Origin of the sequence: Leptolyngbya sp. AN02str (genome assembly GCF_050565595.1) — a bacterium.
Lineage (GTDB): Bacteria > Cyanobacteriota > Cyanobacteriia > Elainellales > Elainellaceae > Kaiparowitsia.
Map to the genome: position 1 here is coordinate 208476 of NZ_JBNXVR010000003.1, position 23185 is coordinate 231660.

A 23185-nucleotide genomic window follows, 5' to 3' on the forward strand; every position below is an offset into this window, starting at 1 on the left:
ACAGGTGCTGTAAAAACAGCATTCTATTCAGTTTACCAATCCTCAAGGATGTTCAACGGTTGAGGTGTGATTTTGTTGGGTGCGTCGATGGGATGATGGCAAGGACGGATGCGTTAACAGCCCAAGCTATCGTAGGTTGATACTCCTGTGACTGGGTTGGTGCCTTCAGCGCGATCGCACAATTTAGAAATCTCGTAGCGATCGAGGATTGCGTCGGTAAAGTCGGCCCCAGTAATCGTCACGTTCTCAAAGCTGGTACGGGTAAGAGTCGCTTCCGTCAAAATGGCATTCGTTAGGTTCGCCCCCACCCAAAAAACGCGATCGACCAATGCCCCGCTCAAATCTGCGCCTTCAAAATCGGAATCCAACAAGACTGCCTTGGTCAGCATCGCATTGTGCAAATTGGCCCCCCGAAAGTTGGCCTCTCGCAGTTCTGCCGCAACAAATGATTTGCCCGTCAAATCTTGATGCGAAAAATCGGCATGGAGCAAGCTGGCATTGTTGTAATTCACCGTGTCGACGACGGCCTGTGCCGGGGTTGCACCAATGGCAAGCCACAGGCATGCCAAGCCAATGGCTAAGCCTAGACCCAGCAATCGACGCAACCATAGGTTGCTCAAGGAAAGCTTTGTCATAACCAGAAAACGGTAGAGATCACACACAAGGGGCTACCTCTATCCTGACACTCTTTGGTCGGTGTCGGTTCAAAAATGGGGCTTGAAGGACACTTCAGCCGAAGGGTATAAAGACCAGAAGAACCTAGAGTTCGTTGACGCGATCGTCTACCCGATTAAACCAGTCGTTCCCCACTCGCAAAGTCAGGTCAGAGTCCAAAATTCCGGTAGAGGCTGGCACAACTTGCCCAACCCCCACAATAGATTCCAGTGTTTCTGCTCCACGTAAATCGCCCCGTTGCACAATGATTTGGGTTTCGGCCTCTACGTTATCCCAATCTTGCACGACGTAAACATTCTCAAACCCTTGGCTCCGCAAATAGCGTGCTACTTCGCGGCTCAGGTGAGGTTCGTCGGTTGCGTTTTGAATGGCGATGCGCAACTCGTTAAAGGTGCGCGGCTCCGTTGCCAAAACAGTTGTATTGAGGCTGAAGTAATCCCGAAGAACGCGATCGCGTCCTTCAGGATCCATAATCCAGTAGCTAACCCGAGATTCTTGAGGTGTGCTAAACCGCCCTGGAAGCATCACCATGCGAAATGACTCGCGATTTAAGCTCAAGCCAAAATCAACGAGCGCCAACATCTCATCAGCAGATAGGTTGGTGTCAATGTAGCGCTGCAAGATTTGGATAGCTTGCGGAATTTTGGGCACAACTGCTGGTGTTGCCACACGTTCTTTTAGGGCACTAAGCAATTGCTGCTGACGTTGAACCCGGCCTACATCGCCATAGGCATCACTCCGAAATCGGGCAAACTGTTCAGCCTGCGCTCCGCTCAAAATTTGTACACCTGGCTGTAGGTCGATGTTGAGTTTCTGAGTGTTGTCGGTGTACCTCATGCGGAAAGGTACATTTACCTCAACGCCACCCAGCAGGTCTACGAGCTCTCGAAAGGCTTGAGTGCTAACGCGAATATAACGGTCAACCGTAACCCCATCCAGGTTTTCGGTAATCGTTCGAGCTGCTAGGCCTGGCCCACCTTCAGAGTTTGCATGGTTGACTTTGGTGTATCCCACGCCGGGTACACTGACCTGAGTATCGCGGGGAATGGATAGAATGCTCGCGCTTTCTCGTACAGGATCAATATGCACAAGCAGCATTGTGTCCGTACGTCCGTTGAAAACTTGGGATGAGTTCTCTTCTGCCCCAGGCACCAAATCAATGCCCATCACCAAAATATTGACCGGGCGAGTAATGCGATAGCCTAGCGTATTGCTAATCATGCTGGCGATCGCACGCTTATTCGATTGAGGAGCCAATTCTTTCGCTGCAGGGCTGGGCATCAGCATGGTCAGCGCCAGACCCAGCGTAGCCGAAACACCAGCGGTTACCGCAAATGCCAGACCCAAAACCCAGCGGCGACGCCACAACGGCACTAACTTAGTTTTAGAACGGGAATAAAGCAAACTTTCGCAATCAGTATATTCAGCAGACGTTACTCGATGCGAAGCGTGAGTAGCATTAGGCTGTATTTCAGATGGGCAAGACGCTGCTGCTTTCGTCTCAACAGAATTACCCTCTCGCAGTTCAGAATCAGAATCTAACCGTACCACTCCGTTTCACACCTCTTGTGCGTCTATAGCTAACTCAATCCAAAGCGACTCGTGCCAAGGCAATTTAGCAATGGCTAGACAGGTGCACTCCTAATATCCGATGTATACAAGTTTATATAACCATGTACTTTTATGTCATTTTTTGGGGAAGTTGCATAGGCCAACCAAAAATCTATCAAACCTTATCTCATCAGATGGTATCGCTTAGACTTTTTCTCCCACCCATCTGTGCATGATTCAATCTATCACCTTCACTGTGCTGAACACCTGTCCTGATAGACAGAAGCTTGATCGGCCAATCGCGCAATTTTGTTTATCTAACGATATATTCCATTTGGACAACTGAAATCCTGGCATTTTTGGAAAAGCTATTTGGTTTGGTTGGTTGTTTTAGCGGCACAAAAGGGTCTCAGACTCAAATTCCGGGGTGCTTTAGGCGGTTGTGTTTCACAGTTGTGGATGTGTGTGGTAGGGCAGTGGAGCCGCCCTTCTACCACACACATCCACATGTCTAGAACATTACCCTTTAGGCGCAATGATTAAAGATGCAGTGAAGGGACTGTTGAGTCTCATCCAGGTTGCGGGAATCCTTTTGTAGGATAAGGCGGAGACGTTGGGTAAAACAGGTAAAGCCATGATTCCAGTCATTCTGGCCGGTGGAAAAGGTGAGCGCTTTTGGCCGCTCAGCCGAAAAAGTCGCCCGAAGCAATTTTTAAGCTTGGATGGGAGTGGCAGAAGCCTGTTGCAGGCAACTGCCGATCGTCTCCTCGATCTGGCAGGCGGCTGGGAGGGACTGTGGGTGATTACGGCGTTTCATTTGGCCGATGGGGTGCGTGAACAGTTGCCCGACTTGCCCGAAGCCAATTTGCTGGTTGAGGTGGAGGGACGCGATACTGCTCCGGCTGTTGCGTGGGCTACGTTAGAGATTGCGCAGCGCTATGGCGACGATGCCATTGTTGGCTTTTTCCCAGCCGATCACTGGATTGGCGACCTGGCGGGTTTTCATCAAACCTTGCGGGCTGCTAGTGATCTCGCACGCGAACGGGGGGCGATCGCCACATTAGGCATTGCTCCTACCTTTCCCTCTACGGGCTATGGCTATATTGAGCAAGGGGAAGCGCTCGGTTCTTTTTTGGAGTTGCCGGCCTATACCGTGAGCCGCTTTACCGAAAAGCCCGATCGTGAGACGGCTGAATCGTTTTTGGCCAGCGGTCGCTATAGCTGGAATAGTGGGATGTTTATCTTTCAGGCGGGAACGGTGCTGCAAGAGCTGCAAGCCCATGCTCCCTATATTCTGGAGCCCCTGCAAAAAGAAGGCCCATCGATTTATCCCAAAATTCCGAAGCAGAGTATTGACTATGCGCTGATGGAGAAGACCAGTCGCGCCTGTGTGATGCCAGCTCACTTTTCATGGGATGACTTGGGAGATTGGAATGCAATCGAGCGATTGTTGAAGGGGGATCAGTCCAATGTAGAACTGGCTCGCCATATTGGATTGGGTACCCAGGGTGCGCTCCTGTACTCATCCGATCCCGATGATGTGATTGTGACGATTGGGCTAGAGGATGTGGTGATTGTGCGCGATCGCTCGGTGACATTGGTGGTGCGCAAAGACCGGACGCAGGAGATTAAGCAAGTGTTGAAGCAAATCCAGGACAACCCTGAACTAACGACCCTGCTGTAACAAGCAAATCCTTGATCATCCGACGGCATGGAAGCTTCTTAACCTGAAGCTTCCATGCCGTTTGAATTCGGTTGCTGATCTGATTTTTGGGGCTAGGTGAGATCGACGCCCAAAAATTTGTCCAAAAAGCGCGATCGCCAAATGAAGCGCAGAATCAGGCACCATTCCACTGCGACCAGTCCAATAAAGAGGTAGCTATTGCGGCTAAGGCGGGTGAGTTCAAAAAAGTCGCGTAACGGTGGCACCGCAATAATGAGGATGTAAACTCCCAATAGCACTAGAGCCATAAGGGTGTAGCGCCAGTCGCCGCTGAACGGTTCCCCACCGACCCAGGCCCTAGTAGGCGGCTTGAGAAATAGGATTAAACACAGCTCTCCCAAAATGAGAATCGTGACCAGGGCGCTGCGTGGTGTGGAATAGTCGACCTGCGACAAATTGAGCTGAGGTGGAAGATCCAGTACCACACTCACCAAAAATAATAGATATACCAGCAGCGAAATCAACGTAAGGCTAAGGGTGGCTGGGATGACAAAATGCAGCATTGACCGCACCATACTGCGCGCTGAGGTGGCCACAGGTTTGGCCCACACTGGGATAAATATTGTGGGTAAGCCAACGCCTACCAGGGTGACGATCGCACTTTGCTTGTTTTCTAATGGGAAGCTATCGGTGACGATGGCGGTTGCAAAAATCAGTAGCGTAATGCAAAACACTCGCACCATAAACAGTTTCATAATGTCTTGAATGCCGCTGCGGATGCGCTGGCCTTCCAAAAACGCATGGGGTAAGGCCGCAAAGGAATCCTTGAGCAGCACAATATCGGCAACTCCACGGGTTGCCTTGCTGCCGCTCTCCATGGCAATCGCCAAGTTTGCCTGCTTGAGTGCCAAAATGTCATTGACCCCATCGCCAATCATAGCTACGTAGCGTCCGGCATTCCGAAGGGACAGAATTAGCTGTGCCTTTTGTTGAGGGGTAATGCGTCCGAAAATGCGCCCTGTCTGTGCTGCGCGAGCAAATTGGGCCTCATCCAATGTGGCTAACTCTTGTCCCGAAATGACAGACACGTTGTGGTCAAGGCCAACCTGCTGAGCCAGTGTGCGAACGGTTTGCGGGTTATCTCCCGAAATGATTTTGACCTCGATCTCGGCTTGGGCAAATCCCTGCAAAGTTTCATAGGCTTCGGCTCTTAAGCGATCGCCAAAGCACAGGAGCGCGATCGCACTCAAATCAGCTGGCAATGTCAGGTCTGTCCCCTTTAGCGCATGAATATTTGGACTGTAGGCAAACAGCACCACACGTAACCCCTGAGCTGCAAACTCCTCAACCTGGTGCATCACATCCAGAGGCATCTGCATGGTTTCGGCCAATACTTCCGGTGCGCCCAGCACATAGACCCCAGGCAACGTTGCATCCGCCAGAGCGATCGCACTCCACTTTCGTGCTGATGAGAAGGGCATTTCGGCCAGCACTCGGCGTTGTTGCCCAAAACATACCTGCGCGATCGCCTCGGTCGTTCGATTGCCTGCTGTCGCATTCGCCGCCACATCTCCCAAGAGCGATCGCACCTGCTCAACGCCCAACGCCAACGGATAAATTTCATCCAGCGTCAGTTGATTGGTCGTTAACGTGCCGGTTTTGTCCAAACACAGCACATCAACATGGCTAAGAGACTCAACTGCATTAGCCTGCTGAATCAGCACATCCTGCCCCAGCATGCGAACTGCCCCAAGCCCATAGGCCAGAGTAATGGCCAATAGCAGCCCCGCCGGAACCAGACCCGCCACGACCGCCGCTCGTTGCACCACATCATTAAAAGAATAGGAGCGACTGAGAAAACTAATTGCAATCAGAATCCATAAGAAGCAAGCAATCAACATAAACACGCGGATCACCACGTTGATCTCACGTTGCAATGGCGTCAATGCTTGGCGAAACGCCCTTGCTCCAGCCATGAGTTGGTAAGCAACCGTTTCCTTGCCAACTTTGTGCGCCTCATAACAGGCCATACCGCTGGCACAAAAACTGCCTGAAAAAACTGGAGCCCCATCCGCCTTAAAGATTAAATCCGACTCTCCTGTAAGAAGAGACTCATCGACTTCGACGTGGCCCTGGCCCACAATATGGCCATCCACCAAGATTTGATCGCCGGGTCGCAGCACCAAAATGTCGCCCAGTACAATCTCGGTGGGATCAATGTCCTGCTCGATGCCATTGCGCCGCACGGTGGCTTTGGGTCGGCTGAGCAGCGCGATTTGATCGAGCTTATGCTTAGCCCAAATCTCTTGATAGATGTTGATGATGATGCCGCCAAAAATGACGATGACCACCAATAGGGCATCGCCAGGCCGCTGGAGCGCAAACAGCACAACGCTAATCACAATGAAGACTGCGTTGATAAAGGTAAATAGGTTTTCTTGAAAGATTTGGAGGTAGGAGCGGCTGTTTTGAAGCGAAACGTTATTGCCTTGTCCTTGACTGCGGCGATATCCCACATCTTCTGTGGACAATCCTTTCAGCGATGCGAAATCGCGAGCATTGGCATCACTCATGGAGGGCTATCGAACCGTTGATTTGCCGTTGATTTGCCGCTAGTTTAGCGCGAGTTCGGTGAGGAAGCCTTTTGCAAATTGTTGCGGTGTACAGCCTGCAAAAGACCCAATTTCTCGTGCATCGTGCGCATGAAAAATTGGGCGATCGAACTGACGTTTAGTTTAGCAATAATGCTTTGCCTGGTTTCAACCAAGGATGCGAAATTCTGAGGAGTTGGAAGGATGCCGTGCTGGCTGGCAGCTGGTTGCGCTGTTGAGCCTGAGTGGAAAGAAAAAATGGTAGGAGCAAGCCCCCCTCGCTCCTACCGGCTGCCTTGTTAGGCTAATCAGGAGTCAACTTCCACTTCTTAATGTAGGCGGCGACATAGGAGAACGACCTCGCCTGCTTAGGGTATCCGGTCAGGTGTTTTGTATCTCATGTGACAGGATGAGGAAATTCACCCGGTCTGGTGAGCATGGGCACTAGGTTTTGAGCTATTGGCTAAACGGGGTAGCGCGATCGCAGATCTCACGCTTGCCCATACCCGATCATTCAACAGCCTGCACGCATGGCTTTTGGGAGATATGAAACGTTGTGTGACTCTGCTGTGAGATGTTCTATGCCGGAGATCTAAGCTTTGCAGTTCCGCTATCGGAAATTGCCCATCTGTCGATTCATTTGGGCATTAAAAAAGTCCCCATTGCTGGGGACAGATGGAGTTTGTTCAGATTGCTGTGATTAAGCAATCAGTCCATCGCCTTTTCGAAGGATCTCCTTCAAAAACCAGCGATGCTTTTGGTGAACTTGCACGAGGCGAGTAAGAACATCGTCGGTTCCAATATCGCCTTGATTGGCGGCAAGCTCAGCGTCTTGGTGCATCTCGTCAATGATGAGGTCGTGTGTGGCGATCGCCTCTTCTACCATTTCGCGCACTGATAGGTCACCTGTTGAGGGTGTAACCGTTGCAACAGATAGGTAATCGTCGGGGTTGGCAACAGGCTTGCCATCCAACATAAGGCTACGTTCTGCCAGTTCATCGAGCATGGCAAAGATTTCGTTGCCATGCTCCTCAAACAGGAGATGCAAGTCGCGGAATAAGGGGCCAAATGTGAACCAGTGATATTTCTTGTAGTTAAGATAGGCTACCAAAGCATTGGCCTGCTGGCGGTTGAGCATCTTAACGATTTCAGATTGACGGGTTTGTAGAGTTGTGGTCATAAGGATATCTTTGTCGTTCTATACGTCGAAACAGTTCCCTTCATCGGGGATTTCTCAAAACATCAGGATTTCTCAAAACGCGATTGGATAAACGCAAGGTGAATTCAGGTCGTTTGCTTCCCGCCAAAATACTGATATATCCAGTAATATCAGCAACCTCGGAGGCAGCGAACCAATCGCAAGTGAGAAATGGGAATCCTTCTCTGGACTTAACTCGGCTTTGCAAAGGGCAGCTTGGTTGTCATTGCGCGGCTCTTGCTTGGCTGATAGAGGAATGAGGTTGATTGAATTGTCCTCTTAATCATACTCGTTATGAGTATGAGTTGCAACTTTGGTGATTTGATCATATGGTTCGCTTTGCTGCGCTTGCTGTTGCCTGGTCGTGTGAGGTGATTGGCTAGGCAGTAAGCCGTTGCGGTGAAGGTTGAGCGTTTCTAAGCTGGATGGCGATCGCACGGTTCGTGCATTTGGTTAGGCGGCAAGGCTCGCAGGGCTTTTCTGAGGTTCGCGCGTCGCGCAAACCTCAGAAAAGCTCTGACGTTAAAAAAGAGCTGGATGCTAGCATCCAGCTCTTTATAAGTAGTGATGCAAGAGTTTTTCAGCCTTGCCAATGGGGCCAAATGCACCTTCAACACCAATCACCAACACGAACAGAAGAGGGGAACTTCATGGGCACGGGATGACTTAGGCTCGATTGGCCGATCGATCGGGGAGTATGTAAGCCAACACGGGGCACAAAATAGAGCTGGCGATCGCTACGATCGCAACAACAGTGAGACCATCAATAATTTCAGGAGACATAGAAATACCTCAAACAGGTGGCTGTAGCGAACGTTCTAGGCGAATCACCGTGTTGGTGCATTATCGAGTTGAAGCGAAATGCAAACGCGTGCGATCGCCCAGTGCAACGAAACATGGGTAACTGGACACTTTGAGATTGAGCAGAACAAAGCGGTACACACACAACGCAGCTTATCTTGGCTCATCCCCTTTCATGCACCAGTACGGCATGGACGAGAGGCAACATGAGTGCGGACAGCGATCATCGATATCACACAAGTTTGTTCTGTATTCTATGTTACTAAAATCATAGAAATCGTGCTTGGTTATGGAGTGGTTTTTATGATTCGTTACATCAAAATTATTAGGACTTACGCACTTCACCCGAAAAATTATTCAACTGCGTAAAACCTGCAAATATGTTGAGATCTGAAGGTTCAATGTCGCTTTGATGCGGAGATAGCACGATACCGAACATCCTTTTGAGATTCTGGAGTTGTGATGTTGTCTCAGAGCCTCTCGATCGGGACGGATGCAAAAACTATGGTTCGTTGGCTTTGTCAACGAACCATTATCCAAAGTGCACTATGTGCACTAGGTTGTATGAAGTGTGGCGATCGCTTGCTCTGCGCAAGACATTTTCAGAAATTTAATTTTGCGTTTGAATCGTTAGCACTTGTGGAGGAGTTGCATCGGGTGGATACAGGAACGAAATTCGCACCAGACGCCGGGTTCCGGGTGGGAGGGTGAGCACGGCTAAGGTCTCGCCAACTTGTCCGCGCCGCTGCACCAAATGGTAATACCGGGTTTGAGGGAATCCTGCGTCGCTTAGATAGCGAATTTGTACCGTTCCTCGGAAGAAGGTTTGAGGCTGTTCCTCAACGAAAAATCGCAGCCCATCTGCGGCAAGTACATCCTCTTTAATCGGCGTTTCAATGGCGATCGCAACGCTTTGGATGGTTTCAGATTGGTTTTGTAGGGGAATGGATAAGTCGTACTGAATGGCATAGTTGCCGTGGGCCTGGTAAGCCGTATCCGGGTAGCGCACAGCCAGTTCTGCGGTTTGTACCTGGTCAGTCCCCATGCGACCTCGCACTAACGCGCTAAGGGGAAAAGAGATGGCCTCACCTGCCGCAGGAATGGTGAGAAACTCTTGAGCTGGATTGGCTGGGTCATCGGTGATGCGGCCTTGCCAACGAGAACCGACGGAAACGCCAGCAACTCGGCCATAGGCAAAGTTGTTGGTGGCATCGAGTGGAGTCGGTGGGCGATCGCGCGGTTCTGCTAGGGTGCCCGTTTGCAGTAGGGCTAGCCATTCGTCCAGTGTTGGGGCGCGTTCACCAGCACCCTCTGGGCGGGCATACAGGGCTAAGCTTGCTGCATAAAGCTCACCGTTACTACGCAGCCGCATCAGTGTCGAACGGCCATTCAGCGGCGGCTCCAACTCTGCAACAGGAATAGGAGCGTTGAGTAATAGGTAATAGCCCCCCGGCGGAATCTCAAAGACAGGCGGTAAGTCTGCTCCACGACGACCGCGCAGAACATCGCTCATGGCCCGACTTCCAGGTCCTGCAAATACGGTGCCCTCTTCATTTTCAACTCTGCCCGGTAGGGTGATGAATGGCGCATCGGGCTGGCTCAAGTAGCTGGCTGCTTCCAACACATCGACCCGTATGGGCGCTGAGCCCGGATTGTGCAGCACAATGCCCACATACATGCTGGTGAGATCGGCGGGATCATCGGCGCGATACACGTGATGGGCAAACACATCAAACCGACCCGAAAAGGCATATTCCAAATGCGCGGATGGATTAGCCTTGCCGGTTGCCGGAAAGGTGGATAGCAAAATTCCTTCAGTGCCAATCCGCTCAGGACTGTTGCTGTTGAACACGGGAACGGTATCTAAATCACCCGGTAATGGCCGCACAGACTGCGATCGCACCACTTCAGCAGACGATGGTGCCGACTGAGCCGTGGCAACCGTAACCCAACCGCCCAGGGCTAGTATTCCTGCTGCTGCACCAGCAACCACCGAGTCCAGCCATCGCACGGGGTGCATCATGCGTTGCTGGGATTGCTTGCCTGCCATTTGCTTGACTCCCTACCAATTCTGCTCACAACCCAACATTCAAAACCAAAAGCTCCTATCTGTCACGGGCAGGGCTTACGCTGTTGACTGGTGTGTGGAGTGCTGAACGCTCCACACACCAGTCAACCCTCTGGTTTTTCGGACGCAGTGAGTCAGTCCTAAGATTGGATGAGTTAGCTTGTAACCTATCTTCACGCGATTGGCTTGCCCCAGCGCAACCGCTCCACCATTCGGCCAAAATCTTGCAGGATAGGCACTCGATTGTGGGCGGTCAGAATGGGCACATGCACAAACACACACTGCATCGTTCGAGCATGAGACTGTGCATGATCCAACAAATCAAAGTAGAAGTGATTGCAGACAAAATCTCCGGCATTGTGGCTAATTTCGGTCATTCTCAAGTCGTGAATTAACCAATCCAAATCCACCGACGTTTTGAGAATGCGATCGCCCCTAGCTGCAGTTGACTCAACTGTAAGTAGAGTGCGGGTTTCGGCCATGCCGCAGCAAATGAGCACGTCGGGTTGAGCGCAGGAGATGTGGGCGATCGCCTGCTGTGGAGCTATATCAAAATCAACCGGAAGCCGTCGCAACGTGTGTAGCCCTACCCGGCTGTGCACATTTAGCACCTCCAGCAGTAAGTCATCCGATGCATTGGAGGGTTGAGCCTCTTTCCAGGTGGTAAACGACGTGAGCAGTAGCGTTTTACTCATAGATTTTGCTTCTCAGCAAAAACGGTGAACTTAAAAGCTGCATTGCTATCCAGATTGTTATCCAGTGCGGTGAGATCCTGTGAGCTTGAATCGACCCTGAACAAAACAAGAATTCCAGCAGCTTGGATGGTTTTGGCCGAGTTTGGGCATACTGACTGATGAGACCAAACAGACCATCAACCCACAACCAAATCTACTTGTGTAGCGATGCGGATTCAAGGGTACGCAACAAATATCGTAATTTGTTGTTCATGGGATGATAGGCATCATGAACGGTTCATCTCCCAAAGAGTTACGCAGTTGAATAAATTTGTTTAGGCCCAGCCAACAAAAATTATTCAAAGCCTTTAGAATTTTGGGCAACGTGCGTCAATTCTGATCGTGTCTGTCCCGGTTTTATCTGTATTGGTTTGTTCATTTGTTGATCACAGCCCAAAAGGGAGTCATTCATCCATATGGAGCAGAGAAAAGAAGTCACTCAAGATGGTAAGACGGTCATCGTTTTGACCCCTACCGGACGGCTAGACATTACAACCGCATGGCAATTTCGCTTAAAGCTCCAGGAATGTATTTCGCGGGTAAGCCCCCATATTGTGGTCAACTTGGGTCAAGTCAACTTTATTGACAGCTCGGGTTTGACATCGCTCGTGGCAGGGATGCGCGATGCAGACAAGGTGCAGGGCAGTTTTCGAATTTGCAATGTGCATCCTGAAGCCAAGCTGGTGTTTGAAGTCACCATGATGGACTCCGTATTTGAAATTTTTGATACAGAAGAGGCTGCGCTGGAGGGGGTTCCTCGGGAGATTGTAACCTAGGCCCAGTGGTGTTTTTTGGGACTGATGCTGTGATTTAAGCCCAGTTGGCTTAACTTTTGCTGGGATAAATCATAGGTTCGGTCTGCTAACGGGCTACTATAGATGAATGGAATTACGAATATTTAAGATTTTCCCGTGAGCGACGTTAGGACTGTATCGGACACGAAAAAAGCGTTCTACACGCTGCACACACGCCCCGTCAACTCCATTTACCGCCGGGTGGTTGAGGAGTTGATGGTTGAAATGCACCTCTTGTCAGTGAATGTAGACTTTAGCTACGACTCTATCTATGCGTTAGGTGTGGTCACTGCATTCGACAATTTGATGCAGGGATATCGCCCCGAAGCCGATAAGGATTCTATCTTTCAGGCTTTGTGTCAGTCGGTGGGTGGCGATGCTGCTCAGTATCGTCGTGATGCCGAGGCGGTTAAGGCTGATGCGGCACAGCTTTCCACTGATGAGTTGATGGAGCAGCTTAGCAAGCTATCCGAGACGAGCGGAGAGGGATTGTTTGCGGTGTTGCGGGCGATCGCCAACAATGAACGATTCAAGTACAGCCGTTTGTTTGCCGTGGGTCTATACACCCTGTTGGGAACGGTAAACGCCGATTTGTTGACCGACGAACAGCGGCGCAACGAAGCGGTGAAAACGCTGAGCGAGGCTCTCAAGGTTTCTGCTGAGAAAACCCAAAAAGATTTGGATGTGTATCGCAGCAATCTTGATAAGGTGGTGCAGGCTCAAGCTGTGATGAAGGATATGTTGGAAGCTGATCGGAAGAAAAAGGAAGAGCGCCAAAAGGCTAAAGAAGCCGCTGAAAATCCGCCCACGACTGCTGAGTCGTCTCAATAGATCGTTTCCAAAAGCCTGATTCATCAAATAGCCTAGTTTCTAGCTCTGAAGTGTTTGGAAACTGGGCTGTTTTTTCCAAGTTGTAGCGATCGCCATTTTGACTGAGACAGTCCTGGTCTCCAGGATGAAGCGTGTAAGCACCTCGACCCCATTAAAAACCAGGCTCTAAAACCCTGTGTCGCCCGTTGTAGGGCGACACAGGGTTTTGGGTGGTTATATTGCATGATGGTTGGTTATTTAACCCTTACGAGGTAGGTCAATGAGGGGCAGCGACTAGAAATGGATCAGGAACGATGATGTATCCGGTGGTGCGATCGCCCAACACTGTATTGCGATCGGTGCCCCAGTACCACCAATGAGCCGCTACATAGGCGCAAATGAGAGCATCGAGCTGATCTTCTACAGCTTTTAAGTCTGTGCCCCGTTGGGGAATCGGCGGCAATGTTGCCATGGGCGAATCGGCCCAGTTAATGGCGGGTTCTAGAGTGGGTAATGTTTCAAGAAGGTAGTGGCGCAACAGCGTGAGCTGTTCTTTCCGTTGGGCGATCGCCCCCTTCTTATATTTCAAAATCTGCTGGAGCTGGAACAGACGAATTGATGCGGGGTGAGGAAACACCTCGATTTGGTAGCGTCCGGGCTGTTGTGGCTGAATATGAGGAGCGTGCACAAAGCCGCGATCCTCTAAACTAAGGCCAAAACCAACGGTGTGGGGCGCAAACGCCAGCCCTTGATTGGCCGGATAGCAGCCAGCGTGGTATTTACCAAAGTGCCGATGGGCTAGGCGATCGCACAGGCGCATGCCTGTCGCGTTGGGAATCAGCGTTGGCGCATCCACAGCAATGATGCCTGCTTGATGCGTAGGAGCCTGGGTATCAATCCACGTTAGCACCTCTGTAAATGTACTTAGGCGATGGAGTGCGGTGAGATATAGTTCTGTGCCGTGCAACGTCAAACAACAAACTCCGCTTGGCTGCGTTGTCCAGCCAAGGTCAATTCCAATACAGTGCATGAAAGATGGTAACCAAACTACGTAAGCTTTGTAACAATTGCGTCGCAGAAATTGCAGGTTATTGCGTAATTGAGGGCGATCGCATTGATGTATTTGGTGGAGGTTGAGTGGTCAGGTGTCTGCTCTCGACCTTGCCACACTCTCGCTCTTTGCTTTGCCACGCTCGCGGAGGTGTACCCATGCCAGACATCGTGGAATGCCCAAAATGCGGAAAGTGCTCAATTGTTTCGCCTAGCCACAAGTTGTATCAGTGCCTATCGTGCGATTTTAAGCGGGATCTTTCCACTCAAATACCCAAGCGATCGCCCAATCAAGAGTTTCCCTGGTTGCTGGTTGTTCTTTTTATTACGCTCATCTCGTTTTTGTATACGCCCGACCAGCCTCCAACACGGTTTCGCCCCCATCAGGCTCGTGAATTTCTCCCAGAGGTGATTGAGTAAGCGTGGTTTACCTGCACGATGCCGATTGAGCGACCAGCCTATCCATAGCGCTAGCCCAACTTGCTTTTGGTGCCCATGGGCAATCGCCATTTCAAAGGTGGGTGACAGATTATTGGCTATCCATTAACGCAGACCTGACTCAGCAAGTATGGGCGAGTGCAACTCGCAACTTGGATTTCGTAACGTTATTGCTCTTGCATCAGGCGCAAGTAATTTTGCTGAAGCTGCACGTGGTTTGCGGCGAGTTGCTCGGTCATGGTGCGCTCTACATCACTAATTTGCTCCCAAAAGGCCGCAGAGCGACGAGCCGTAACAACCTCCTTCCAAAGCCGATTCACCAATTCTTGGGTCACTGCATCATGATCAGTCAGCTGCTGTTGAACCTCGGCAAAAATTTCGCTTGCGTCGGTTTGGGTTTTTGGATTGCGTGCGAGATCAAAGCAAGTTTGAAGCGTTTCCATCAGATCCGCACTGGTCAGTTGTGGCATGAGGATTTCTCGCAAGTTAATACTTCTTTACATATAATTATGCGAACTAAAGCAGGAGACGGCAAGCTGAGCCATAGAAAATTTCCCAGGAGATCATTGATGCGATCGCTGGAGTATGCCAAGAGACGGTGATGTTCTAGATGTGTGGTTATTGGTTGTGGAAGGGGGGCATCGCCCCCCTTCCACAACCAATAACCACACATTTGAAGCACGACCTGGGCGATCGCACCAGCCCAAAACCAAGGCCAAAGCACGTTATCGTTGAAAAGCGCTGAATTGGCACGATTCAGAGAGATAATCAAAACAGCACGTAGCATTTCGTAACACGGCCAGTACAGGCCTTAGCACATTTCACGTACGGCGGGTTCAGCATGGGCAAGCAGCGTATTCTTTCCGGCATTCAGCCAACCGGAGAACTTCACCTCGGCAACTATCTTGGGGCCATCCGCAATTGGGTCGAGATCCAGCAATCCTATGACAGCTACCTGTTCATGGCGGATCTGCATGCCATTACCGTACCGCACGACCCCAACGTGCTAGCCGAAAACTCACGGCGGGTGGCTGCGCTGTATCTCGCCTGCGGCATTGATTTGAACCACGCCACAATCTTTGTGCAGTCCCATGTGGCGGCTCATGCCGAGCTGGCATGGCTGTTTATGTGCATTACGCCGCTTAATTGGCTGGAAGACATGATCCAGTTCAAGGAAAAAGCCGTAAAGCAGGGCGAAAATGTGGGTGCTGGCCTGCTGTGCTATCCCGTTTTGCAAGCGGCAGATATTTTGCTGTACGAGCCTGATAAAGTGCCCGTTGGAGAAGACCAAAAGCAGCATTTGGAACTAACGCGCGATATTGCTGCTCGTCTGAACTACCAGTTTGGGAGTGAGGAGCAACCAGTGCTGAAGCTGCCTGATCCAATGATTCGCAAAGAGGGTGCGCGGGTTATGAGCCTGACAGACGGGACGAAGAAAATGTCGAAATCCGATCCATCAGATTTAAGCCGCATTAACTTGCTCGATACGCCGGATCAGATTGCGCACAAGATTAAACGTTGCAAAACGGACTCGCCTCGCGGTTTATGGTTTGATGATGCCGATCGCCCTGAATGCAACAATCTACTGACTTTGTACATGATTTTGTCGGGCCAAACCAAAGAGGTGGTAGCGACGGAGTGTCAAGATATGGGTTGGGGCCAATTCAAGCCGCTACTAACCGAAACCATGATCGGTGCGCTCAAACCCATTCAAGACAAGTATCACGAGATTATGGATGAACCGGGCTATCTGGATTCGGTGCTGAAGCAAGGCAAGGAAAAGGCAGAGGCGATCGCCAACCCAACCTTAGCCAAGGTCAAAAAGGCACTCGGTTATTTGCTGCCAAGTTAAGCCAATGTCGGGCGTTTGGTCGCTGAACCAAGATCGGGTTCCCTCGAACGAGCCTCGCGGTTGCTGTGCGCAGACTGGTATTCTATTAGATTCGTAGATTCGAACTTTACGCGCACATGGCTGCGGTTGGCATGGTTAACTCGTCTCTTCCATCTTCCCATTCGGTATCGCGGCTACAGGCTGCCGCCCAAGCGGGAGAATTTTTGATTACCGCTGAGGTGATGCCCCCCAAGGGGGGTGACCCAGCCCATATGTTGGATATGGGGACTCAACTGCGCGACTGGGTGCATGCGGTGAATGTAACCGATAGCAGCCGTGCGGTGTTGCGCATGTCGTCTCTGGCGGCGTCGGTGCTGTTGCAGCAAAACGGCATTGAGCCTGTGTTTCAGTTGGCGTGTCGCGATCGCAACCGGATTGGCCTCCAGGCTGACTTGATGGGAGCACAGGCGCTAGGCTTGCGCAACGTGTTGGCCTTGACGGGAGACCCCGTTGTTGCAGGAGACCATAAAGATGCAAAACCTGTGTTTGATTTGGAATCGGTGCGGCTGTTGCGGCTGATCAACAAACTGAACCGAGGGCTCGATTTTAACGATAACCCCTTGCCTGATTGCCCAACGTCGCTATTTCCCGGAGCGGCGATTGATCCCCAATCACCCAGTTGGTCGGGCTTGCAAAAGCGGTTTGAGCGCAAGCTAGAAGCAGGAGCGCAGTTCTTTCAAAGTCAGCTTATTTGTGATTTTGATCGGCTGGAAAAGTTTATGGATCAGATTGCGGCAGGCTGCAATAAGCCTGTGCTGGCAGGCATCTTTTTGCTGAAGTCGGCTAAAAATGCTCAGTTCATCAACAAAAATGTGCCAGGAGTGCAGATTTCGCAGCAGGTGATTGATCGACTGGCGGCCGCCGAAAACCCGTTGGAAGAGGGTGTTGCGATCGCTGCTGAGCAAGTAACCATGGCGCGCCAACTGTGCCAGGGAGTGCATCTAATGGCGGTAAAGCGCGAAGATCTCATTCCCCAAATTTTGCAAAAAGCAGGCTTCTCTACTCTCCAAAGCCAAACGGTTCCAGCATCGGCACAACGCGTTATCCAGACGCAACAATAAAGTTGCTAAATCGTCTGAGATGCTTTGCCTGAATCAGGATGATTCATCCTGCAAAAAAGTCATGCGTGCAGAAAATCTAATCCAACCTGAGTTTTGAATAAGCTGAAGTGCCTATTTTTGCGTGCGCGACGCACACGCAAAAATAGGCACTTCTGAGGTTTGCGCGTCGCACAAACCTCAGAAAAGCTCTTAACCGAAACTGGCGTTAATCCAGACTAAAAATACTAATCCAGGCTAAAAATAAAAAGAGCAGGAACTCTTGTGTTCGCTGTTCTGTTCTTTAGCCCCCTTGCTTCTATGCCATCCTATCCTGGAATTTCTGCTGATGCGTTTCGCCATCCGCTGGATGCGCAGGCCGAACAGGCGCTGCGCAGTGTGCCAGGGTTTGATCTGGTGGCTCGCCGCTTTGTGGAGTTCACGTCTGAGCGCCCCCGCTACGTGTTTTTGATGGGCAACAGCATTGAAGTGGGGCCGCGCCAATACTCGTCGATCTACCAAATTTTTCGGCAGTGTTTGCAGGATTTGGATATTTCACCAGAGCCTTCGTTGTTTGTCTCGCAAACCCCGGTTGTGAATGCCTATGCCATTGGTCAAGATCGGCCTTCGGTGGTGCTAAGTACGGGGCTGCTGGATATGAGTGGCGATCGCGAGCTGCGAGCTGTCATGGCGCATGAGTTGGGCCATCTCAAATGTGGCCACAATACCCTATCGCAAATGGCCACCTGGGCAATTAGCGTTGCTTCGGGGCTGGCAGAAATGACCTTTGGCCTGAGTATGCTGGTGAGCACAGGCATGATTTTGGCCTTTTACGAATGGCTGCGAAAGGCCGAACTTTCTGCCGATCGCGCTGCTTTGCTGGTGATGGATGAGCTAGACCCCGTGCTGCAAAACATGATGCACTTGGCCGGGGGCAGCACCCGCTATGCCCACGAAATGAGTTTGCAAGAGTTTATTCGCCAATCGCAGCGCTATCAAGATCTGGATCAAGATGGCATGAACCAGGTCTACAAGTTTTTCCTATACAACAACCTGTCATCAGGTGTGTTTCAAACCCACCCCTTTACGGTAGAGCGGGTTAGCTTTTTGCAAGCGTGGGCCAACTCCGACGAGTTTCGCCAAATCAAAGCTGGGAATTATCCTCGCACGGGCGCGGGTGCAGTTCATGTGGATGCGACTTCTGCCGACGAGCCGCAGGAAACCGATGTGGAACGCCTGCGGCGGGAGATGGAAGATCTCCAGCGCGAGATTGACCGCATCAAGCGATCGCGCAACAATCTCTAGGTCGGTTTCCCAAAATATGTTCTGAAACGCACAACCTGAACCTTTGCCACTTGCCTTCACCGTTGACCGCTATGCCCAACCCAGACTTTGACCGAGCCATGATGAGACGCTGTCTGGAGTTGGCCAAACAGGCGCGAGGCTACACAGCTCCTAATCCGATGGTAGGGGCGGTTGTGGTGCAGCATGGCGAAGTGGTGGGCGAGGGTTTTCACCCCAAGGCGGGCGAACCCCATGCCGAGGTGTTTGCTCTACGGGCGGCGGGCGATCGCGCTGAAGGGGCCACCGTCTACGTTAATTTGGAGCCTTGCAATCACTACGGACGCACACCACCCTGCTCCAAAACATTGGTAGAGGCTGGCGTGTCGCGCGTGGTGGTGGGCATGGTTGACCCCAATCCCAAAGTGGCGGGTGGTGGCATTGCCACGTTGGAAGCAGCGGGAATTGCCGTGACCGTGGGGGTAGAAGCCGCGGCGTGCCAACAGCTCAACGAAGCCTTTGTCTATCGCATGGAGCATCGAAGGCCGCTGGGCATTTTGAAATATGCGATGACGCTGGATGGCAAAATTGCCGCCACTACGGGCCATAGTGCCTGGGTCACCACGCCCGATTCGCGGCGAGTGGTGCATGAGGTGCGGGCTGGGGTGGATGCGGTGATTGTGGGGGGAAATACCGTGCGCCGCGACAATCCCCAGTTGACGAGCCATGGGGCAGGCCACAATCCCCTACGAGTGGTGATGAGCCGCAGCCTGGATTTACCCCTGGAAGCCCATTTGTGGAATGTGACGGATGTGCCCACGCTGGTGTTTACCGTGGCGGGAACCCAACCCACAGTGCAGGACAAGCTGCGATCGCACGGGGTTGAGGTGGTGGAACTGCCAGAGCTAACGCCTGCGCTGGCGATCGCCCATTTATATGGTCGGGGTTGTCTGTCGGTGTTGTGGGAATGTGGCGGCACTCTGGCGGCACGGGCGATCGCCGATGGATGTGTGCAAAAAGTGATGGCCTTTGTTGCGCCCAAAATTATTGGTGGAGCGATGGCCCCGTCTCCCGTTGGTGATTTGGGGTTTGCCAAAATGACGGACGCTTTGCAATTGGAACAGGTATCGTGGCGATCGGTGGCGACCGACTTGCTGATCGAAGGCTACCTGCACCAGCCCACCTGGAAGACGGATGCCGAATAGCCTAGCCAAGTTTTGCAAGGCGGCTGATTGAAAGTGCCCCTTCTTAAAAAATGCGCCATTTCCACTCTTCCGCAGAAACAGCGCAGCAAAATTTACTGTTCACGCTCCATCTGCAGGACTCTAACCTGCCTCTTTGCTCCGCCTTTTATTAAAGTTAGGGCTTCCACAAGTCCACTAAATCTGGTGTGTTTGTGTTGTGAATGGGATGCTTCGCACTCCATTCACAACACAAATGCGTAAGTCCTAACAATCTGTCTGTGTAACGACTTGGGCTGCACAAAGGCAGGCTGAGGTCTTGGGTTGTGGCATCAACGTGGTCTTGGATCAGCTAAAAAGCCCTGAACCGAAACGGATGGGAGTTAGGCGACTCCGTTTTGGCGGAACCAGGCTTGCAAACGTTCCCATCCATCTTTGGCGGCTTCTTCGCGGTAGCTGGGGCGATAGTCAGCATGGAATGCGTGGGGCGCATCGGGATAGATCACAAACTCGGAAGCACCATCAGCTTCGGCGATCGCAGTTTCCATTTGCTCAACTGTAGACAGGGGAATGCCATCGTCCATTCCTCCATACAGGCCCAACACCGGAGCTTTAAGATGCATCGCGATATCAACCGGGTAAACAGGCTGTAAAGGGGTTGCATCCCCCACTAGGCGACCATACCAGGCCACACCCGCTTTCACCGCAGGATTGTGCGCGGTATAAAGCCAGGTGATGCGGCCTCCCCAGCAAAACCCGGTGATGCCCAAACGTTCGGTGTCTCCGCCGTTGGCCTTGGCCCAAAGCACGGCTGCATCCAGGTCAGACATCACTTGAGTGTCGGGTACCTGGGCAACAATTGGGCGAATTTCATCAATGCTAGAGAGTTGAGACACGTCTCCCTGGCGATAGAACATTTCGGGGGCGATCGCCATATAGCCCAGGCTGGCAAAGCGACGGCACACATCTTGAATGTGCTCGTGCACCCCAAAAATTTCTTGAATGACCAACACAACTGGGAAGCTGCTGCCCGATGCAGGCATGGCCCGATAGGCCGGGATCTCGCCATCGGCAACGGGAATACGCACCTCGCCAGCCATGAGCCCATCGGCGCTCGTTGTAATGGTTGCTGCGGCAATGGGACGCACAGCCATGGCAAACCCTGCGGCCAATGTGCCAGCAATAAGCTCCCGCCGTCCAAACCGATTGATCGCCATCAATGGACTCCTCCACAAACGTTTTACTTGAGGACTTACGGACTTCACTCGAAAAACAGGGGGTTGACGGATGGTTGGAGCGCTTAGCGCTCCAACCATCCGTCAACTGCGTAAGTCCTATGCTTTAAATTACATGAAGAAATGTAAAGATCGGTCATCCCTCCCAGAGTAGATTTCCGTTTGGTAACCATGCCGAAATTATCTCTCTCGCCGTAGATTTAACGTTTACACGCACATCGGTACGCTTGATCATGAATTGAACTAGATGATTGCCAAAGGATAAAACTATATGACCGACCGGGATACTCAATTGATGCAGCGTGCGATCGCCCTATCTCAACAGGCGCGTGACCATGGCAACCATCCCTTTGGATCGTTACTGGCCGATGCGGATGGCAACATTTTGCTAGAGGCCGAAAACACCGTCAACACGGAGCGTGATGCAACGGGCCATGCCGAAACAAATCTGGTGCGCCGTGCCACCAAGCAGTACGATCGCGACTTTTTGGCCACCTGCACGTTGTATGCCAGCACCGAGCCCTGTGCGATGTGCTCGGGTGCGATTTACTGGAGTAACATTCGCCAAGTTGTGTTCGGGCTGAGTGAAAGCAGTCTGATTCACATGACCGGAGCCAATTCCAGTAACCCCACGCTCACGCTTCCCTGCCGAGAGGTGTTTGCTCGTGGTCAGCATGCTGTGAAGGTTGTAGGCCCCATGATGGAGGAAGAAGCCGAGCAGCCCCACGCTGGCTTCTGGGATTAATGGCATTTGAGCGTTGGCAGGTTTGGATCAATCACCCAAATGCGCTGATTGGGACAGGATTTACACAGTTGACTGATGTTTGGAGCGCTTAGCGCTCCAAACATCAGTCAACCCCTTCGTTTTTCGGTGCAGTGCGTAAGTAAGTCCTATGGGAGCTAGCTCATGGGGCTAACCTTGGCTCGATACAGCAGCTTTTCGCCTTGCTGGTATCCAGCATTGCTGACGCGGACGCGATCGCCAGGATTTGCGCTACCTCGCAGCAGTTCGTGCTGTTGGGGATTGTAGGGTAGCTCTTCCCCCACAGGGGCGATCGCCTCAATTCCCCAGCTAGCCAACAGTTGATCGATCGGTCGCAGCAGCGGAACTAGCTTCGTTGCGGCAAGATTTGGGTCTTGCTGAGCCCGGTACAAGGCCGTGGGCAAGTAGGTCATGAGCGGTTCCAAAATCTGCAAAGCCGCTTGCTGAAATTCCTGCTGATTGGTCAGCCGTTGTTCCGCGAGCTGAGTTTGTAACCGTTGATATTCTTGCTGGAGTGCGGTGATGTGGCTGTCGGTGCTTTGGGTGTTGCTAGAGACAGTCGTCTCTTCCAGCTCAGCAAATTGCTGAATTAGGGTTGCTACAGCAACGCGGAGTGCTTGGCTAATGCGATGCAACGACTCAACTCGCATTGTGGCAGCTTTGCCCTGGGCTAATTGACGCACCTGCCACTCACTCACTTGGGCAACCTGTGCAAGCGATCGCCGACTGGAAATGCCAGCCTGTTCCATGAGCGATCGCAACCGACCTGCATAGTTGGGTTGAGTCATGAGTTCAATCTGCGGATCAGTCAGAAATGTGAATGAAGGAAAAAAGGAAAAGTTGGTATAGCCTTGCCCATGCCCAAAAGCCGTATTTGGGGCTGTGTCATCGAACCTTTACATCGTTTACAGTGCTCATTAGACCGCTCAACAATGCAGCAGCTCTAAAATTTTATTATCAAAGGTTTGCGACGATTCATGAAAGCAATGATGCGATTGGTATTGGCATGGGTGGTAGGGCTGTTCCTGTGGCTTTCGGCAGTGAACGCAGTGCAGGCTGAGGATTTGCCAGCAGACTTACCAGTGGGTTTACAGACGGGGGCGCATGTGTTTGAGGCGCACTGTGCTGGTTGCCATATCCATGGTGGCAATATTGTACGGCGCGGCAAAAACTTAAAGCAAAAAACGCTAGAGCGCCATGGCTATGACACGGTAGATGCGATCGCCCAACTGGTCACTTATGGCAAAGGAAACATGTCGGCCTATGCCGATCGGTTAACTCAGGAAGAGATTGAAGCGGTTGCGGCTTATGTATTAGATCAAGCTGCCAGCAATTGGCCCAAATCGTAAAACTTTGGCCGATTCCGGCTAAATTATTGCACGGCTTTAATCGTTTTTTTGTTTATTGGAACGAAGGAATGGATG

The 23185-nt window shown here is 51.6% G+C and carries 20 protein-coding genes; 10 read left to right on the top strand and 10 right to left on the bottom strand.

Going from position 1 to position 23185, the window contains the following annotated elements; all coding sequences use genetic code 11:
* Window positions 1–113 precede the first annotated feature (113 nt).
* Window positions 114–635: a pentapeptide repeat-containing protein gene (locus ACQ4M4_RS03885; protein WP_430683151.1), complete on the bottom strand. Its 522-nt coding sequence runs from the start codon at window positions 633–635 to the stop codon at window positions 114–116.
* A gap of 124 nt (window positions 636–759) precedes the next feature.
* Window positions 760–2049 carry an LCP family protein gene (locus tag ACQ4M4_RS03890; protein WP_430683152.1) on the bottom strand — a complete coding sequence of 430 codons (1290 nt, stop codon included), beginning with the start codon at window positions 2047–2049 and terminating at the stop codon, window positions 760–762.
* Window positions 2050–2860: 811 nt separating this feature from the next.
* Here ACQ4M4_RS03890 and ACQ4M4_RS03895 point away from each other — a divergent pair.
* Window positions 2861–3910: a mannose-1-phosphate guanylyltransferase gene (locus ACQ4M4_RS03895; RefSeq protein ID WP_430683153.1), complete on the top strand. Its 1050-nt coding sequence runs from the start codon at window positions 2861–2863 to the stop codon at window positions 3908–3910.
* 92 nt (window positions 3911–4002) lie between these two features.
* Here ACQ4M4_RS03895 and ACQ4M4_RS03900 read toward each other — a convergent pair whose 3' ends face one another.
* The 4 genes from ACQ4M4_RS03900 to ACQ4M4_RS03915 form a co-directional block, all read right to left on the bottom strand.
* Window positions 4003–6462, bottom strand: a complete 2460-nt coding sequence (locus tag ACQ4M4_RS03900) for an HAD-IC family P-type ATPase (protein WP_430683154.1) — start codon at window positions 6460–6462, stop codon at window positions 4003–4005.
* 718 nt (window positions 6463–7180) lie between these two features.
* Window positions 7181–7660, bottom strand: a complete 480-nt coding sequence (locus ACQ4M4_RS03905) for a Dps family protein (RefSeq protein ID WP_430683155.1) — start codon at window positions 7658–7660, stop codon at window positions 7181–7183.
* Between the two features lie 1429 nt (window positions 7661–9089).
* Window positions 9090–10529 (bottom strand): DUF3370 domain-containing protein, encoded by a 1440-nt coding sequence (locus tag ACQ4M4_RS03910; protein ID WP_430683156.1) that lies wholly within the window; start codon window positions 10527–10529, stop codon window positions 9090–9092.
* A 191-nt stretch (window positions 10530–10720) separates the two neighbouring features.
* Entirely contained in the window at window positions 10721–11242 is a 522-nt protein-coding gene (locus ACQ4M4_RS03915) for a peptidase C15 (RefSeq protein ID WP_430683157.1), read from the bottom strand.
* A 455-nt stretch (window positions 11243–11697) separates the two neighbouring features.
* On the opposite strand from ACQ4M4_RS03915, the gene ACQ4M4_RS03920 reads away from it, so the two are divergent.
* Both ACQ4M4_RS03920 and psb29 read left to right on the top strand, forming a co-directional pair.
* Entirely contained in the window at window positions 11698–12057 is a 360-nt protein-coding gene (locus tag ACQ4M4_RS03920; protein ID WP_430683158.1) for an STAS domain-containing protein, read from the top strand.
* A 135-nt stretch (window positions 12058–12192) separates the two neighbouring features.
* Window positions 12193–12906, top strand: coding sequence for a photosystem II biogenesis protein Psp29 (psb29, locus tag ACQ4M4_RS03925; protein WP_430683159.1), 714 nt, complete (start codon window positions 12193–12195; stop codon window positions 12904–12906).
* Window positions 12907–13162: 256 nt separating this feature from the next.
* Here psb29 and ACQ4M4_RS03930 read toward each other — a convergent pair whose 3' ends face one another.
* A complete protein-coding gene (locus tag ACQ4M4_RS03930; protein WP_430683160.1) occupies window positions 13163–13915 on the bottom strand; it encodes a DUF429 domain-containing protein in 753 nt (250 codons plus the stop codon).
* Between the two features lie 179 nt (window positions 13916–14094).
* On the opposite strand from ACQ4M4_RS03930, the gene ACQ4M4_RS03935 reads away from it, so the two are divergent.
* The gene (locus ACQ4M4_RS03935; protein ID WP_430683161.1) at window positions 14095–14355 is read left to right on the top strand and encodes a hypothetical protein; all 261 of its coding nucleotides are present in this window, start codon (window positions 14095–14097) and stop codon (window positions 14353–14355) included.
* A 185-nt stretch (window positions 14356–14540) separates the two neighbouring features.
* Here ACQ4M4_RS03935 and ACQ4M4_RS03940 read toward each other — a convergent pair whose 3' ends face one another.
* Entirely contained in the window at window positions 14541–14843 is a 303-nt protein-coding gene (locus ACQ4M4_RS03940) for a hypothetical protein (RefSeq protein WP_430683162.1), read from the bottom strand.
* Between the two features lie 371 nt (window positions 14844–15214).
* On the opposite strand from ACQ4M4_RS03940, the gene trpS reads away from it, so the two are divergent.
* From trpS to ribD, 4 genes are all read left to right on the top strand, one after another.
* Window positions 15215–16225 carry a tryptophan--tRNA ligase gene (gene trpS / locus ACQ4M4_RS03945; protein WP_430683163.1) on the top strand — a complete coding sequence of 337 codons (1011 nt, stop codon included), beginning with the start codon at window positions 15215–15217 and terminating at the stop codon, window positions 16223–16225.
* A 131-nt stretch (window positions 16226–16356) separates the two neighbouring features.
* Window positions 16357–17325: a methylenetetrahydrofolate reductase gene (locus tag ACQ4M4_RS03950; protein ID WP_430683164.1), complete on the top strand. Its 969-nt coding sequence runs from the start codon at window positions 16357–16359 to the stop codon at window positions 17323–17325.
* A 297-nt stretch (window positions 17326–17622) separates the two neighbouring features.
* Entirely contained in the window at window positions 17623–18606 is a 984-nt protein-coding gene (locus tag ACQ4M4_RS03955; protein WP_430683165.1) for a M48 family metallopeptidase, read from the top strand.
* 71 nt (window positions 18607–18677) lie between these two features.
* On the top strand, window positions 18678–19787 hold the full coding sequence (gene ribD, locus ACQ4M4_RS03960; protein WP_430683166.1) for a bifunctional diaminohydroxyphosphoribosylaminopyrimidine deaminase/5-amino-6-(5-phosphoribosylamino)uracil reductase RibD: 1110 nt from the start codon (window positions 18678–18680) through the stop codon (window positions 19785–19787).
* A 359-nt stretch (window positions 19788–20146) separates the two neighbouring features.
* Here the strand turns inward: ribD and ACQ4M4_RS03965 are convergent, their stop codons facing one another.
* Window positions 20147–20980 (bottom strand): dienelactone hydrolase family protein, encoded by an 834-nt coding sequence (locus tag ACQ4M4_RS03965; RefSeq protein ID WP_430683167.1) that lies wholly within the window; start codon window positions 20978–20980, stop codon window positions 20147–20149.
* Window positions 20981–21269: 289 nt separating this feature from the next.
* Between ACQ4M4_RS03965 and ACQ4M4_RS03970 the strand changes: the two genes are divergently transcribed.
* Window positions 21270–21743: a nucleoside deaminase gene (locus tag ACQ4M4_RS03970; protein ID WP_430683168.1), complete on the top strand. Its 474-nt coding sequence runs from the start codon at window positions 21270–21272 to the stop codon at window positions 21741–21743.
* A 155-nt stretch (window positions 21744–21898) separates the two neighbouring features.
* Here the strand turns inward: ACQ4M4_RS03970 and grpE are convergent, their stop codons facing one another.
* Window positions 21899–22549, bottom strand: coding sequence for a nucleotide exchange factor GrpE (grpE, locus tag ACQ4M4_RS03975; RefSeq protein WP_430683169.1), 651 nt, complete (start codon window positions 22547–22549; stop codon window positions 21899–21901).
* A gap of 189 nt (window positions 22550–22738) precedes the next feature.
* Between grpE and ACQ4M4_RS03980 the strand changes: the two genes are divergently transcribed.
* Window positions 22739–23110 carry a c-type cytochrome gene (locus tag ACQ4M4_RS03980; protein WP_430683170.1) on the top strand — a complete coding sequence of 124 codons (372 nt, stop codon included), beginning with the start codon at window positions 22739–22741 and terminating at the stop codon, window positions 23108–23110.
* The last annotated feature ends 75 nt before the right edge of the window (window positions 23111–23185 follow it).